Annotated in this window: 12 protein-coding genes; 9 read left to right on the forward strand and 3 right to left on the reverse strand. The window is 63.6% G+C overall.

The window, feature by feature from the left end:
* From dnaA to pyk, 4 genes are all read left to right on the forward strand, one after another.
* Nucleotides 1-1,169: chromosomal replication initiator protein DnaA (gene dnaA / locus Q4C89_RS06110; protein WP_303101720.1), on the forward strand; the 1,169-nt coding region annotated here is incomplete at its 5' end.
* Nucleotides 1,170-1,897: 728 nt separating this feature from the next.
* The gene (dnaN, locus tag Q4C89_RS06115; protein ID WP_303101721.1) at nucleotides 1,898-2,983 is read left to right on the forward strand and encodes a DNA polymerase III subunit beta; all 1,086 of its coding nucleotides are present in this window, start codon (nucleotides 1,898-1,900) and stop codon (nucleotides 2,981-2,983) included.
* 173 nt (nucleotides 2,984-3,156) lie between these two features.
* On the forward strand, nucleotides 3,157-4,425 hold the full coding sequence (gene eno, locus Q4C89_RS06120; protein ID WP_303101722.1) for a phosphopyruvate hydratase: 1,269 nt from the start codon (nucleotides 3,157-3,159) through the stop codon (nucleotides 4,423-4,425).
* A 115-nt stretch (nucleotides 4,426-4,540) separates the two neighbouring features.
* Nucleotides 4,541-5,989, forward strand: a complete 1,449-nt coding sequence (pyk, locus tag Q4C89_RS06125) for a pyruvate kinase (protein WP_303101723.1) — start codon at nucleotides 4,541-4,543, stop codon at nucleotides 5,987-5,989.
* A 206-nt stretch (nucleotides 5,990-6,195) separates the two neighbouring features.
* On the opposite strand, the gene tyrS is transcribed toward pyk, so the two are convergent.
* On the reverse strand, nucleotides 6,196-7,425 hold the full coding sequence (tyrS, locus tag Q4C89_RS06130) for a tyrosine--tRNA ligase (RefSeq protein ID WP_303101724.1): 1,230 nt from the start codon (nucleotides 7,423-7,425) through the stop codon (nucleotides 6,196-6,198).
* A gap of 216 nt (nucleotides 7,426-7,641) precedes the next feature.
* Nucleotides 7,642-8,838, reverse strand: coding sequence for a chromate efflux transporter (gene chrA / locus Q4C89_RS06135; RefSeq protein WP_303101725.1), 1,197 nt, complete (start codon nucleotides 8,836-8,838; stop codon nucleotides 7,642-7,644).
* Between the two features lie 213 nt (nucleotides 8,839-9,051).
* On the opposite strand from chrA, the gene Q4C89_RS06140 reads away from it, so the two are divergent.
* From Q4C89_RS06140 to Q4C89_RS06155, 4 genes are read left to right on the forward strand one after another with little or no spacing between them, the layout of a single operon-like run.
* Nucleotides 9,052-9,507 carry a hypothetical protein gene (locus Q4C89_RS06140; protein WP_303101726.1) on the forward strand — a complete coding sequence of 152 codons (456 nt, stop codon included), beginning with the start codon at nucleotides 9,052-9,054 and terminating at the stop codon, nucleotides 9,505-9,507.
* 55 nt (nucleotides 9,508-9,562) lie between these two features.
* A complete protein-coding gene (locus Q4C89_RS06145) occupies nucleotides 9,563-10,222 on the forward strand; it encodes a response regulator transcription factor (RefSeq protein ID WP_303101727.1) in 660 nt (219 codons plus the stop codon).
* A gap of 35 nt (nucleotides 10,223-10,257) precedes the next feature.
* A complete protein-coding gene (locus Q4C89_RS06150) occupies nucleotides 10,258-11,640 on the forward strand; it encodes a sensor histidine kinase KdpD (RefSeq protein ID WP_303101739.1) in 1,383 nt (460 codons plus the stop codon).
* A gap of 35 nt (nucleotides 11,641-11,675) precedes the next feature.
* Nucleotides 11,676-13,235: a choice-of-anchor I family protein gene (locus Q4C89_RS06155; protein WP_303101728.1), complete on the forward strand. Its 1,560-nt coding sequence runs from the start codon at nucleotides 11,676-11,678 to the stop codon at nucleotides 13,233-13,235.
* 74 nt (nucleotides 13,236-13,309) lie between these two features.
* Here Q4C89_RS06155 and Q4C89_RS06160 read toward each other — a convergent pair whose 3' ends face one another.
* A complete protein-coding gene (locus tag Q4C89_RS06160) occupies nucleotides 13,310-14,989 on the reverse strand; it encodes a ribonuclease J (protein ID WP_303101740.1) in 1,680 nt (559 codons plus the stop codon).
* Between the two features lie 228 nt (nucleotides 14,990-15,217).
* Here Q4C89_RS06160 and Q4C89_RS06165 point away from each other — a divergent pair, with 228 nt between their 5' ends.
* Nucleotides 15,218-15,883, forward strand: coding sequence for a response regulator transcription factor (locus Q4C89_RS06165; protein WP_303101729.1), 666 nt, complete (start codon nucleotides 15,218-15,220; stop codon nucleotides 15,881-15,883).
* Nucleotides 15,884-15,888: the final 5 nt, after the last annotated feature.

Consider the following 15,888-nt stretch of genomic DNA (forward strand, 5'->3'; position numbering starts at 1 on the left):
TGCCCGCCGCCCAGGACGCCCTGCTGCTGCCCAGCGATCCGCCCCCCGCGCCCGAAGCCAGCGAATCCGTCAGCGTACCCAGCACCCCCAGCAAGGCCAAACCCGCGCCCGCCAGCGCTCCCGGCGACAACCGCAAGTCGCTCAATCCCAAGTACACCTTCGAAAATTTCGTGGTCGGCCCCAACAACAACCTCGCCCACGCTGCGGCGCTGGCGGTGGCCGAGTCACCCGGCAAGGCGTACAACCCGCTGTTTATCTACGGGGACGTGGGCCTGGGCAAAACCCACTTGATGCACGCGGTGGGACATTATCTGGCCGAACGTTTTCCCGAAAAGCGCATCGAATATGTCTCGACCGAGACCTTTACCAACGAACTGATCAACGCCATTCGTGAAGACAAGACCACGCAATTCAGAAACCGTTATCGCAGCGTAGATTTGCTGCTGGTAGATGATATTCAGTTCTTGGCAGGCAAAGAACGCACTCAGGAAGAATTCTTTCATACGTTCAATGCCCTGTATGAAAGCAACAAGCAGATTATTCTGAGTTCCGACCGCCCACCCAAAGACATTCAAACTTTGGAAGGCAGACTTCGCAGCCGCTTTGAATGGGGCCTGATTACCGATATTCAGTCGCCCGAATACGAAACCCGCGTGGCCATTCTGAAGATGAATGCCGAACAGGGCCGCATCAGCATTCCGCAGGAGGTTCTGGAACTGATTGCGCGGCAGGTGACCAGCAACATCCGCGAACTTGAGGGCGCACTTATGCGGGTGGTGGCCTTTGCCAGCCTCAACAACGTGCCTTTTTCGCGGCAGGTGGCGGCTAAGGCACTCAGCAACGTCTTTACGCCCCAGGAAGCCAAGGTCGAAATGGTGGACGTGCTGCGGCAGGTGGCAGCCCAGTTCGGCACCACGCCCGAGATTATTCGCGGTTCGGGCCGGGCCCGCGACATCGTGGTGCCGCGCCAGGTGGCCCAGTACCTCATCCGCGAACTGACCGAGCACTCGCTGCCCGAAATAGGTCAGTTCTTCGGGCGCGACCATTCCACCGTCATGCATGCCATCAACAAGGTGACCGAGCAACTCACCAAAGACGCTGAACTGGCCCAGACCGTGAACCGCCTGCGCCGTCAACTTCAGGGCCAGCCGGAAGAACTGGAAGACTGAGACTTGGGAGGCAGGCCGAGTGAGATCAGTGCTCTCAATTCTGTTTTTAGACAACCAAAAGTATATCTATCTGCATACGAGAAGCCCATTTTTACCATTTACACCGTAAAAGTTCCACGTTCCCGTTCCAAAGTGCGGTGAAACTTTTCACTATCTGTGGAAAAACCTGTGGATATCTTGTGGATAAGTGCCGAATTCTTGTGGATAAAAATGTGGATAACCCACCCTCTAAATCTCCCTGTGGATAAGCCCCTTAGTTATCCACAGGTTATCCACAGGTTTTGGTGGTTATCCACATCCGCCCTGTGGATTATTTTTTCCGTCCTAGACGCTCTCAAGGTGAGTTATCCACAGTATCCACAGGCCCTACTACTCCTACTACTATTTTTTATATTTTAAAAAAGACAGTTAAAAGATAGGTTCCAGGTCAGGCAGATTGAGGACCAGGTCAACAGAGTTCCAAGAGGGCAAACCGATGGTCAGGCAATTCGGCAAACCTCGTCTTGTCTCATCCCAGCCATCAGCGAAGTTTCAGGGTTCTGTCAGGTGATGTTGGGATTTTTCAGCGCTACAGCGGAGTTTTCCCCAGGTGTGGATAACTTTTGTGGATAACTTTGCCAGCGGTGCTCCACAGACAACCGTCAAGGCAGTAAAAGCGAAAAAAGCCGTGTCAGACGCAGTCCATTTACAGACTCTTTCCCGAGGCAAACAGCGTAGAATGCGCGGTGATGAAAGCGAATGTCACCAAAAAGACCCTGAACGAGGGGCTGAGTCTGCTGGAACGCGTCATTCCGAACCGTTCCAGCAATCCACTGCTGACGGCGCTCAAGGTCGAAGCGTCCGAGGGTGGCCTGACGCTGAGCGGCACCAATCTGGAAATCGACCTGTCCTGCTTCGTGCCTGCCGAGGTGCAGCAGCCCGAAAACTTCGTGGTGCCCGCCCACCTGTTCGCGCAGATTGTCCGCAACCTGGGCGGCGAACTCGTCGAACTCGAACTCAGCGGCGCAGAGCTCTCGGTGCGCTCGGGTGGCTCAGATTTCAAGTTGCAGACCGGAGACATTGACGCTTACCCGCCCCTCAGCTTTCCTACCCAGGCCGATGTGAGCTTGGAAGGGGGCGAGCTGTCGCGGGCTTTTGGCAGTGTGCGCTACGCCGCCAGCAATGAGGCGTTTCAGGCCGTGTTTCGCGGCATCAAGCTGGAGCACCACGGCGAAACCGCCCGCGTGGTGGCGTCGGATGGTTACCGGGTCGCCATTCGGGACTTCCCCGCCAGCGGCGACGGCAAAAACCTGATTATCCCTGCCCGCAGCGTGGACGAACTCATCCGCGTGCTCAAGGACGGCGAGGCGCGGTTCACCTATGGCGACGGGATGCTGACCGTGACCACCGACCGCGTCAAGATGAACCTCAAGCTGCTCGACGGTGATTTCCCCGACTACGAGCGCGTGATTCCCAAAGACATCAAGTTGCAGGTCACGCTGCCGTCCAACGCCCTCAAGGAAGCTGTAAACCGCGTGGCGGTCCTGGCCGACAAAAACGCCAACAACCGCGTGGAATTTCTGGTCTCGGAGGGCACCCTGCGCCTCGCTGCCGAGGGCGACTACGGACGTGCCCAAGATACCCTCAGCGTGACCCAGGGTGGCACCGAACAGGCCATGAGCCTCGCCTTCAACGCCCGGCATGTCCTCGACGCTCTGGGACCTATCGAGGGGGACGCCGAGCTGCTGTTCTCCGGCTCCACCAGTCCCGCCATTTTCCGCGCCGCCGGAGGGGGAAGCGGGTACATGGCGGTCATGGTCACGCTGCGCGTTTAAGGGCCCTCTGAGCGCCGTTACGGGGCATGTCTGGCCGGAGGGCTGATGCGCCCCTTACCCGGTTGCCCGGCGGGACACGTCCCTGACCCGCCCCCCGTATAGTGGCCCTGCCTTCATTCGTTGCCGAATGAACTCTGCCGTTTCTCAAGCCCCTTTCTCTCGGAGGTCAGCTCATGAACATCGAAAAAGTCATCGCCCGCGAGGTTCTGGATTCCCGTGGTAACCCCACCGTCGAGGCCGAAGTGCATCTGGACAGCGGCTACACGGGCCGCGCCATCGTGCCCAGTGGCGCCAGCACGGGCGCTCACGAAACCCTGGAACTGCGTGACGGCGGCGAGCGCTACATGGGTAAGGGCGTGCAAAAGGCCGTCGCCAACGTCAACGAAGCGCTTGGCCCCGCTATCGTGGGCATGGACGCCACCGAGCAGGCCGCCATTGACAAGGCCCTGATGGACGTGGACGGCACCCCTAACAAGGGCAAGATGGGCGGCAACGCGATTCTGGCGGTCAGCCTCGCCACGGCCCGCGCCGCTGCCGAAGAACTGAACATTCCCCTCTACCGCTACCTCGGCGGCAGCAACGCCAAGACCCTGCCCGTACCGATGATGAACGTCATCAACGGGGGCGCCCACGCCGACAACAGCGTGGATTTCCAGGAATTCATGGTGATGCCCGTCGGTGCGCCCAGCTTTCGCGAAGCCCTGCGTTACGGGGCAGAAACCTTCCACAACCTCAAGAAGGTGCTGCACGCCCGTGGCTACAACACCAACGTGGGCGACGAAGGCGGCTTTGCCCCTGACCTTAAGAGCAACGAAGAAGCCTTGGAAGTGCTGTTGGAAGCCATCCAGAAGGCGGGCTACGAACCCGGTAAGGACATCGCCATCGCGCTCGACCCCGCCGTGACCGAGCTGTTCAAGGACGGCAAGTACCACCTCGAGAGCGAAGGCCGCGTGCTGAGCAGCGACGAAATGATCGACTTCTGGGCCGACTGGACGAGCCGTTACCCCATCGTCAGCATCGAAGACGGCCTGGCCGAAGACGACTGGGACGGCTGGGAGCGCCTGACCGCCAAGATTGGCGACAAGACCCAACTGGTGGGTGACGACTTGTTCGTGACCAACCCCGAGCGTCTGCAGCAGGGCATCGACCGCAAGGTGGGCAACGCGATTCTGGTCAAGGTCAACCAAATCGGTTCTCTCACCGAGAGCATGGACGCCATTGAACTCGCCAAGCGCCACCACTACGGCACCATCATCAGCCACCGCTCGGGCGAGAGCGAAGACGCCTTTATCGCCGACCTCGCCGTAGCGACCAACGCGGGCCAAATCAAGACGGGGTCGGCTAGCCGCTCTGACCGCATTGCCAAGTACAACCAACTGCTGCGGATTGAAGACCAGCTCGGCGACCGCGCCGTGTACCTGGGCCGCAAGGCGCTGCGCTAAACAGCCGTGAGCTATGGGCCATGAGCCATGAGGTTTTTCCCATAGCTCATGGCCCACGGCTCAAAGCCTGTTGGAAGCCCTTCCAAATTCTTTAAAACGTGCACCGAGGGACAACATGAAACACTTTGACCGAGCGACCAAAATTGTGGCGACTGTTGGCCCGGCCAGCCGCAATCCCGAAACCCTGGGCCGCATGATCGACGCGGGGCTGAACGTGGTGCGCCTCAACTTCAGCCACGGCGACCCCGAAGACCACCGCCAGACGGTGCAGATGGTGCGCGAACTCGCGGCCCGCAAGGGCAGGGCCATCGGTATCCTGCAAGACCTCCAGGGGCCGAAAATTCGCGTGGCCCGCTTTGCCGAGGGGGCCGTCACGCTCGCTCCCGGCGACAAATTCGTCATCACGATGGACGACGTGGAAGGCGACGCGACCCGCGTGGGCAGCACCTACAAGGGCCTGGCGAACGACGTTCACGGCGGCATGGTGCTGCTGCTCGACGACGGCAACATGGCGCTGCGGGTAGACCAGGTGCGCGGCAACGACATTCACACCACGGTGCTGATCGGCGGCGTCCTGAAAAACAACAAGGGCATCAACGTCCCCGAAGCCGACCTGAGCGTGCCTGCCCTGTCCGACAAGGACGTGCAGGACATGGAATTCGGCAGCACGCTGGGCGTGGACTGGGTGGCGCTGAGCTTCGTGCGCTCGCGGGACGACCTGCTGCTGGCGCGGCATTATCTGGCCCGTTTCGGTTCCCGTGCCAAGCTGATGGCGAAAATCGAGAAGCCGCAGGCGGTGGACCGCTTCGACGACATCCTCAAGGAAGTGGACGGCATCATGGTGGCCCGTGGCGACCTGGGCGTGGAAATGCGCCCCGAGCAGGTGCCCACCATCCAGAAGCGGATTATCCGCATGTGCCGTGAAGCGGGCAAACCCGTGATTACGGCCACCCAGATGCTCGAAAGCATGATTCAGCTGCCGCGCCCCACCCGCGCCGAGGCCTCGGACGTGGCGAACGCGATTTACGACGGCACCGATGCGGTGATGCTCTCGGCAGAGTCGGCGGCGGGCCTGTACCCGGTCGAGTCGGTGGCGATGATGGACCGCATCGCCCGCGAAGCCGAGGCCAGCGAGCACTACCAGATGCTTCAGCGCCAGATCGTGATGGACACCGAGCAGGCCCAAGATGCCATTGCGCTGGCGGCGTGCAACATCGGGGCCAAGTTGGAAGCCGCCGCCATCGTGGCGTTTACCAGCACGGGCGGAGCGGCCACCCGCATTTCCAAGAACCGTCCGCCGCTGGCGATTATGGCGCTGACCCCCAGCGAAATTACCCGCAACCAGTTGGCGCTGTCGTGGGGCGTGGTGCCGACCCTCAGCGAAGACCCCGAAGACACCGACGACATGGTGCGAATCGCCAACGACGAGTTGAAAAAGAGCGGTCTGGCCGATGTCGGTGACCGCTACGTCATCACGGCGGGCGTGCCCTTCGGCGTGCGCGGCACCACCAACATGCTGCGTGTGGAGCGCCTCAAGGAAGCGGGCCTGCTCGACCAACCCTGATACGGCTTCGAAAAATAGTTTGGGCATCCAAGCTATTTTTCCGAACGGAGTGAGTAGAAGATAATACGGGACTGAACGGCGCGAAGGAGATGGCGGCGCTTTTCCGACATCTCCGAAGAATAGTTCAGTCCCGTATGAGTCCTTCCCAGTGTCTCCAGGCGGTGGCCTGTTCTCCCTTTCAGCGGGAAACAGGCCACCGCCTTCTTTTACGCCTCCAGCTTCAGCCGCATGAATTTGTCCTTGCCCTTCTGGATGACCGCGCCTGCCGCAATCTGTTCGCGGGTCAGCGTGCCGTGGGGGTCGGTGAAGGCTTCGCCGTTGAGCTTAAGGCCCTTGTTCTGCATCAGCTTGCGGGCCGCGCCGTTGCTGGGTTCCAGACCCGCCAGCACGACCAGTTTGACCAGGCCGACACTGCCGCCCTCGCCAAATTCGCTCTCCGGGACGACCAGTTCGGGGATGTTGTCGGGAATGCCGCCCTTCGCCACGCTGCGAAAACGCTCCTCGGCGGCGTCCAGGTCGGCATCGGGGTAGAAACTGGCGACCACTTCGCGGGCCAGCAGGCGGTGGGCTTCTACGGGATGACCCGCCACCACTTCGGCAATCTGGTCGGCGCTGAGGTCGGTCAGCAGCGTGAAGTAGTTCGGGAGGAGGGGGTCAGGCACCTTCATCAGCTTGGCGAACATGACGTGCGGTTCGTCGGTCAGGCCGATGTAGTTGTCCAGGCTCTTGGACATCTTTTCGACCCCGTCCAGGCCCACCAGCAGCGGCAGCGTCATCACGACCTGCGCTTCCTGGTCGTAGTCGCGTTGCAGGGCGCGGCCCACGAGGTTGTTGAACAGTTGGTCGGTGCCGCCGAGTTCCACGTCAGCCCTGAGCGCCACCGAGTCGTAGCCCTGGGTCAGCGGGTAGAGCAGTTCGTGCATGGAAATGGGCGTTCCCGCGTTCAGACGCTTGGTGAAGTCGTCGCGTTCCAGAATGCGGGCGACGGTATATCTGCTCGCCAGTCGGATGATGTCGGCGTAGCCCATCGGCTCCAGCCACTCGCCGTTCCAGCGGATTTCCAGCACTTCGGGGTCGTCGCGCAGAATCAGTTTGCACTGCTCCAGGTAGCTCTGGGCGTTGGCGCGGGTTTCTTCCAGGGTCAGCGGCGGGCGGGTCTTGGATTTGCCGCTGGGGTCGCCAATCATGGCGGTAAAGTCGCCGATCAGCATGATGACCTTGTGGCCCAAATCCTGGAACTGGCGCATCTTCCGCAAAATGACGGCGTGGCCCAGGTGCAGGTCGGGGCGGGTGGGGTCGGCCCCCAGTTTGACGCGTAGGGGCTGGCCCTTCTCGATCTTGCGGCGCAGGTCGTCTTCGGACACGAGGTCTACGACGCCGCGCCTCAGCAGGGCGATTTGCTCGTCTACGGGGACATTTCTACGGATTTCGGACATCTTTGCTCCAAAAAGGACGCGGCGCACCTGCTGTTTGCAAATGCGCCGCTGTCGGGGGAATTCAGGCTGTGGTTGACCTTTCCACCATTAGCGGCGGAACAGATATGCACGTCGGGTCAAACGCCTCATAAGGGCAGTTTAGCGCCTGCGTAGAGGCGTGGCTAGGGTTGCGTCGAGCGCCGAGATGAAGTGGGGTAGACGTCGAACTCGACCGCTTTAGAGCAGCATCCAGCCCAGCCCCGCCCAGCCCAGCACCACCCCCCAGGCAGGCACCCTGGCGGCGGTCAGGGCGGCGTAGGCCAGCAGCACCAGTGCCAGTTCTCCCGGCCCATGCACGGCGGCGGTAAAAACGGGCTGGTACAAGGCTGCCAGCAGCAGGCCCACCACCCCGGCATTCAGCCCGCCCAGGGCGCGGCGGGTGGCGCTCAGGCGCGAAAGTTCGGCCCACCAGGGCAGCGCTCCCACCATCAGCAGCAGCCCTGGCAGGAAGATGAACACGGTGCCGAGAACCGCGCCCAGGAGCGGCGAAAAGCTCGTTTGGGCCGCCCCCAGATAACTGGCGAAGGTAAAGAGCGGCCCCGGTACGGCGTTGGCGGCCCCGTAGCCTGCCAGAAACCGGCCCTCGCTGACAAAGCGCGGCACCAGTCCCGTTTCCAGCAGCGGCAGCACCACATGGCCCCCGCCGAAAACCAGCGCCCCGGCCCGGTAGACCGTGTCGGCAAAAGCCCAGGCAGGCGACAGGGGCGCAAGCAGAGGGAGCAGCCCCAGTCCGGCGACCACGGCTGCCATCAGCCCCAGCCCGGCGCGGCGGGAGAGGCGCACGGGCCAGCCGCCACCTTCGCCTGCCGGGGCAGGCAGCCAGCGCCAGCCGACCAACGCGCACAGCAGCAGCGCCAGCACCTGCGGTCCCGCACCGTTCCACACGAGGAGCAGCGCCGCCGTGCCCAGCGCCAGCCCTGTCTTTATCCGTCCGGCGGTGCCCTCGCCCGCCACCAGTGACCCCCACATGCCCGCCACCGCCTGCGCCACCACCGCCACCGCCGCCAGTTTCAGGCCCGTGACCCAGCCCGCGCCGCTCAGGTCGCCCGCTTGCCCCGCGAACCAGGCAAAGGCCGCCAGCAGCAGCGCACTCGGCAGGGTAAAGGCCGCCCACGCCGAGAGCGCCCCACCCCAGCCCGCCAGCAGGTAGCCCACCGCGAACCCCACCTGACTGCTCGCCGGGCCGGGCAAAAACTGGGCCAGTGCCACCACGTCGGCATACTGGGCATCGGTCAGCCAGCGCCGCCGTTCCACGAATTCGGCCCGGAAAAACCCCAAGTGCGCCACCGGGCCGCCGAACGAAGTCAACCCCAGCCGCAAAAAAGCGGCGAAGACAGCAGCGGCGGACACATGGGACAGCGCAGGCGCACTCACGCCCTGCAAGCTAACGGGAAAGTGTCAGGAGGGTGGCGGGTGCGGGGAGTTTTCCCCGTTCGCCCTCAACCTTCAACCTGTCCTTACGTTCCGGTCAAGGGGGCGTCAGCTTGGTCGCGTACTCTGGACGGACTTGAAGGGGCAGGAGCTGAACGTGCCTGCCGTGTCTCCCCCCGAACTCCTACTTTCTTTGGACTGGATACACTGAACATGATGAAACGCACCTCACTCGCACTGCTGTCTTTGCTGGCCCTGACTGCTCCGGCCCAGGCCCTCAAGCTGGTGGTGTGGGACCCCGAACTCAAGAGCAAGGTGGCCTACGGCGAGACGAGTGGGGGCCGTTTTAACGTCAAGTACGACAAGGACTACAGCGGCCCGGTCGTGGCGCTCTTTTCACAGTCGGAAGACGAAAAGGCCAAGGGAACCTACAGCGGCCTGCGCAGCAGCTATGCAGGCGTGCTGCGCGGCGGGCAACTGCTGATAGACAACGAGGCGTCGACTTCGGCCCGCAGCAGCACCAACCTGTTGCCCCTGCCTCGCCTGCTGCAACCCTACAAACTGAGTGTGAACATTCAGCCCACCAGCCTGCTTTTGCCGCTGAGCAACACGCTGCTGGTGCAGGCCGACGGGTCATGGTGCGCCGCCGGGGGCGCGGGCACGCTAGGCTAGACTGTATCTCCCCTTTCCTTTCCCGGCTGACCTCAAGACACGAAGGAGACCCTCTATGCTCGCGCAAATTCTGATTGTTGAAGATGACCCGCACCTGGGGCCGCTGCTCCGTGACTATCTCTCTGCCGATTATCAGGTGCATCACGCGGCGACCCTGCGCGACGCCCAGAGCTGGCTGGGCACGCACTCGCCCCAACTGGTCTTGCTCGACCTGAACCTGCCCGACGGCAACGGCCTGGATCTGGTGCAGGCGCTGCGGCAGTATTCGAGTACGCCCGTGCTGGTGCTCTCGGCCCGGACGGGGGTGCAGGAGCGCGTGGCGGGCCTCAACGCCGGGGCCGACGATTACCTCACCAAGCCCTTCGCCATGCCCGAACTCGACGCCCGCATCACTGCCCTGCTGCGCCGCACTGCCGCTGGCACCGGGGTCAACCTGGGCAACACGGGCCTGTCCACGTCCAGTCTGCTGCTGACGGTGAACGACAAGAACGTGAACCTCACCGAACACGAAGCCCGCATTCTGGAACTGATGATGCGGACGCCCGAGCGCGTGTTTTCCCGCGCCGACATCGAGTCTCACCTGTACGGCTGGGAAACGCCCAACTCCAACAGCGTCGAAGTGCGGATTTCGCAGCTTCGCAAGAAACTCGAGCAGGCGGGCAGCGACCTGCGGATTCGCACCATTCGCAACGTGGGCTACGTCCTTCAGCACTGAAGCCCGTGCCTGAGCGTTCTCTCCTCGCCTCGCGCCTGACTCCGGGGGCGGGGCTGCATTCGGCCCGCGTCGCGTGGCGGCACAGCCTGCGCTTCCGGCTGTCGCTGATGTATACGCTGGGCGCCCTGCTGATTACGGCGGTTATCGGTTTCGGCATCACGGCTTATTTGCTGGGGCAGATGAACCGCCAGTTCGACACCCGCCTCGCGGAGCGGGCCGAGGCCGTCGCCGACCGCTTTACCAGTGGCACCCAGGACATCGGCAAGCGGCTGCCCGCCAACAACATCTACACTGCCGTGCTGACCGAGGACAACCGGGTGCTGGCGGTCAGCGCCTCGCTGAGAACCGACACCGGGCGCGATTTCAAGTTCGGAGACGAATTTCCCTACGCCCACCACGCCAGTTTCGACATTCTGGACGTGCCGCTCCGCTCGACCATCCGCCCCGTGCCGGAATACGGTCTGGTGTGGGTGGCGCTGCCGGAAACCGACCTGGTGGTGGCCCGCAACAGTGCGGCGCGGGCGCTGCTGCTGTCGCTGCTGGTCGCTCCCCTGCTGCTGCTGCTGCTCGGCTGGCTGGTGGGTCAGCGGATGCTGGCGGGACTGGGCGACGCCGCCGAACTCGCTGACCGGATTGACCCCAGCCGCAGCCTCGCCACCCTGCCGCTGCCGGAGCGTGAGGACGAGGTTCACCGCCTGCTGACCGCCATCAACCGGCTGCTGGTCCGCATCGAAGCCGGGCAGCAGCGCGAAAAGCAACTGCTGGGCCAGATTGTCCACGAACTCGGTGCGCCGCTGACCGTCCTCAAGGCCAGCCTGAGCAGCGCGGGCGAGCGCACCGGCGACCCCGAAGTGATGCGGGCCGCTCTGGTGGCCGACGAACTGACCTTCACCACCCAGGACTTGATGCAACTGGCCCGTGGGCAACTGGAAATGAAACTGGTCTGGCACTTTATCCCGGCCCAGACGCTGCGGGCGCGGCTCGACCGACTGGTCTCAGGCGTGCAGTTCGAGGGAGACTGGACGGGCGGCATCCTCTGCGACCCGGACCGACTGACCCAGGCGCTGCGGAACCTGCTGGCGAATGCCCGCCGCCACGCCGGAGTGGACGGCACCGTGAGCTGTCGCCTCGACGAAACCCCCGAGTGGCTGACGTTTACCGTGCGCGACTCTGGCCCCGGTCTGCCCCCCGAACTGGGCGAGCGCATCTTCGACCCCTTCGTGAGCGGCGCGGGCAGCAGTGGCCTGGGCCTGAGCGTCAGCCGCCAGATCGCCGTGATGCACGGGGGCAATCTGGTCGGCGGCAACCATTTCAGCGCGGGCGGTGTGGTGGCCGGGGCCGAGTTTCTGCTGACCATCCCCGGCGCGGCACTCGGTGAGGACGAGGAAGACGAGCTGCTGGAAGAAGTGCCCGCCTGACGACCTGATGATAGGAAGGCGCTAGACAGGTCAGGATGAAGAAACTCGCCTTTCTCAGCCTGGGCCTGACGCTCGCTCTGGCGGCTTGCCAGCGCACGCCGACGCCCGAGACACCTCTGGTGCGAACCCTGGATTTCACGGCCTACGACACGGCTGACCTCAAGCTGCGCCCTGGCAAGAGCGGCAAGCTCTCGCTGGACGCCGAACCCGAGTACATCGCCGTGTCGGGCGACAGCTCACTCGCCTACGTCACCCTGCAAGAAAGCAACGCGCTGGCGACGGTGGATATCGCTACGGGCAAGGTCATGGCCCTCAAATCGCTGGGCCTCAAAGACCACAGCAAGGTGGGGAACGGTCTGGACGCCAGCGACAAGGACGGTAAAATCAACATCCGCGACTGGCCCGTGTACGGCGCGTATATGCCTGACGCGGTCGCTGCCTTCAAGGTGGGCGGGCAGACCTACCTCATCACCGCCAACGAGGGCGACACCCGTGATTACAAGGGCTTTAGCGACGAAGTGCGCGTAGGCAAGCTCAAGCTCGACGCGACCGCATTTCCCAACGCTGCCGAGTTGCAGCAGGACGCCGCGCTGGGCCGCCTGACGGTCAGCAGCGTGGACGCCGACACCGACGGCGATGGGGACGCCGACCGACTGGTGGCTTTCGGTGCCCGCAGCGCGACCATCTGGCGGGCGTCCGACCTCTCGCTGGTGAGCGACACGGGCGAACTGTTCGAGCGCAAGACCACCGAACTCTCGCCCAGCACCTTCAACTCGCAGGGCACTGCCCAGGACTTCGACACCCGCAGCGACAACAAGGGGCCGGAACCCGAGGGCGTCACGGTGGGCGTGGTCGGCGGCAAGACCTTCGCCTTCGTCGGCCTGGAGCGCACGGGTGGCCTGATGGTGCTGGACGTGAGCAACCCCGCCGCCCCCGCCTACGCCGACTATGCCCACTTCATCAAGCCTGACGCCGACCCCAAGAGCGGCGCGGCAGGCGACCTCGCCCCCGAAGGCGTGCTGTTCATCCCCGCCAGCGACAGCCCCAGCGGTCAGCCGCTGCTGGTCGCCAGCCACGAAGTCAGCGGCAGCGTGACCGTGTACACCGTCGCTGCCGACGGCAAACTCAGCCTGACCGGGCGTTTCCAGGCGACGCCTTTCCAGTACGACAAAGGCGTGGCTGAAATCAGCGCCTACGACAAGGCCAGCAAGCAACTGTTCGTGGTCAATGGGCTGACGGGTAGCGTTGACCTGCTGAATCTGGCTGACCCCAGCAAGCCCACGTTCGTCAAATCGGTCAGCCTGGCGGCTTACGGCGCGGGGGCCAACAGCGTGGCTGTCAAGGACGGCGTGATTGCGCTGGCGGTCGAGGCGGCGACCAAGACCGACGCGGGCAAAGTGGTGTTCCTGAATGCCGACGGCAGCGTGCGCGGTCAGCCGGTGACGGTGGGCGCCCTGCCCGACATGCTGACCTTCACCCCCGACGGCAGGCACCTGCTCGTCGCGGGCGAGGGCGAGCCCAACAGCGACTACTCGGTGGACCCCGCTGGAACCGTCAGCATCATCAACGTCGCCAAGGCGCTCGAAGCACGCTGAGATAGACACAAGGGAATAGACAAAAGGGAAGGGTGCAGAAGCGACGGCCTCTGCACCCTTCCCTTTCTCCTGGCTCAGTCCACGATCATCGGAATGAGGACAGGGTTGCGGCCCGTCGCCTTGCGGGTAAAGCGCCGCACCGCGCCGTACATGTCGTCACGCACGTCTTCCAGGCGCTTTTTCTCGCGCATGCCCTGCACCACGGCGTCCAGGGCCACCTTGCGGATTTGCAGTTCCAGGTCGCGGTTGGGGCGAGCAAAGCCACGGGCGACCACTTCCACATGCGGGGTGGGGTGCAGCACGGCGGTCAGAATCAGCATGCCCTCCTGACTCAGATTGACGCGGTCGAGCAGCACGTCGTCGTTCACGTCGCCCACGCCCAGGCCGTCCACATACACGCCGCCTGCGGGCACGGTGCCCGACACCCGGAATTCGTCGGGGCCGAGGTTCACGATATCGCCGTTTTTGGCAATCAGGGTGCGCTTGGGCGGGCGCGGCAGGGTCTGGGCCAGTTTGGCGTGGTTGATCTGGTGACGCGGCTCACCGTGCCAGGGCAGGAAAAACTTGGGGCGGGCCAGGTTGAGGATGGTCGCCAGTTCTTCCTGCGAGGCGTGGCCCGAAGCGTGCACGCGGTAGGTGGGCGGGTAAATCACGTCCACCCCGATTTCGTACAGGCGGTTGACGATGAGGTTCACGGCGTCTTCGTTGCCGGGAATCGGGTTGCTGGACAAAATCACGGTGTCGCCCCGGCGCAGCGCGATCTTGGCATGGTTGCCGAAGGCCAGTCGCCCCAGCACCGCCATCGGCTGCCCCTGCGACCCGGTGCAGACGAACAGCACCTGCTGGTCTTGCAGGTCACCGACCTCTTCGCTGGTCAGGAAGGGTTCGGGCGGGTCCATGTGCCCGGTGGCCTGCGCCGCCTGCGCGTACTTGACCATCGAGCGGCCTTCCATGACCACGCGGCGGCTCTGGCGGTGGGCGATGTTCAGGATGTTCTGAATGCGGTAGACCTGCGAGGCGAAGGTGGTCAGGAAGACCCGGCCCCGGCACTTGCTGATGATGTCTTCGAGGTTCTCGGCGATCTCGGCCTCGCTGGGCGTGTGACCGGGGCGCTCGGCGTTGGTCGAGTCGGAAATGAGCAGCAGCACGCCGTCCTTGCCCGCCTGCTCGACCCGTTCGAGGTCGCTGACGATGCCCGAGCCGTTGCCCACGTCGGGGTCGAGTTTGAAGTCGCCCGTGTGCAGCACGTCGCCCAACGGGGTCTTGAGGATGTACCCGGCGTTGTCGGGAATCGAGTGGGTCATGCAGAAAAACTCGGCAACAAAGTTGCGTCCGAACTTGACCTCGTTGCGGTAGGTGACTTCGCGCAGGTCGATGTCGTGCAGGCCGAATTCGCTCAGTTTGTCGCGCACCAGCGCCAGCGTCAGCGGCAGGCCGTACACGGGCACGCGGGGCAGGCGGGCAAAGATATAAGGCAGGCCGCCGATGTGGTCTTCGTGGCCGTGCGTCAGAATCCAGCCTTTGATCTTGTCCTGATGCTCCAGCAGGTAATCGATGCGGGGGACAATCAGGTCAACACCCATCTGGTGAGACTTGGGGAAGGCGAGGCCACCGTCCACCACCACGATTTCGTCTTCGTAGCGGAACACGGTGATGTTCTTGCCGATTTCGCCCATGCCGCCGAGCGGAATGACTTCGAGGCTGGGGGCGGGCTGTTCGGTTTGGTCAGGCCGGGGGGCAGAGGTTCCAGGCATAGGGGGTCCGGGCATAGGGACTCCAAAGGTGAAAAGGGCGCGTGGGCAGGCCAAGCAGGGCGGCACGCCACAGCCGCAGGGAACGGAAAAGAGGGGGGCAGTTGTGTCACCCGGCGAGCGAAGTTACCCGGCGGGCGGAGTGTCTTCACGGTAGCACAGCGCCCGCTCCTGCCCGCGCTCCCACATGAAACTCGCCTAAAACGGCCTTGAGCGCGGTATCATGCAAGGGTGAACGAACAGCGGATTCTCGTCATTGAGGACGACCACGATATCGCCAACGTCCTGCGAATGGACCTCACGGATGCCGGATACGTCGTTGACCATGCGGATTCCGCCATGAACGGGCTGATCAAGGCGCGGGAAGACCATCCCGACCTGATCCTGCTCGACCTCGGCCTGCCCGATTTCGACGGCGGCGACGTGGTGCAGCGCCTACGCAAAAACAGCGCCCTGCCCATCATCGTGCTGACCGCCCGCGACACTGTCGAAGAAAAGGTGCGCCTGCTGGGACTGGGGGCCGACGACTACCTCATCAAGCCCTTTCACCCCGACGAACTGCTCGCCCGCGTCAAGGTGCAACTCCGGCAGCGCACCAGCGAAAGCCTGACGATGGGCGAGCTGACCCTCGACCCCCAGAAGCGGCTGGTGACGTATAAGGGCGAAGAACTGCGGCTCTCGCCCAAGGAATTCGACATTCTGGCGCTGCTGATTCGTCAGCCGGGCCGGGTGTACTCGCGCCAGGAAATCGGACAGGAAATCTGGCAGGGCCGCCTCCCCGAAGGCAGCAACGTCGTGGATGTCCACATGGCGAACCTGCGGGCCAAACTGCGCGACCTCGACGGCTACGGCCTGCTGCGTACCGTGCGCGGCGTGGGCTACGCCCTGCGGGGCTGAGTCGG

Source organism: Deinococcus sp. (genome assembly GCF_030523985.1).
GTDB lineage: Bacteria > Deinococcota > Deinococci > Deinococcales > Deinococcaceae > Deinococcus.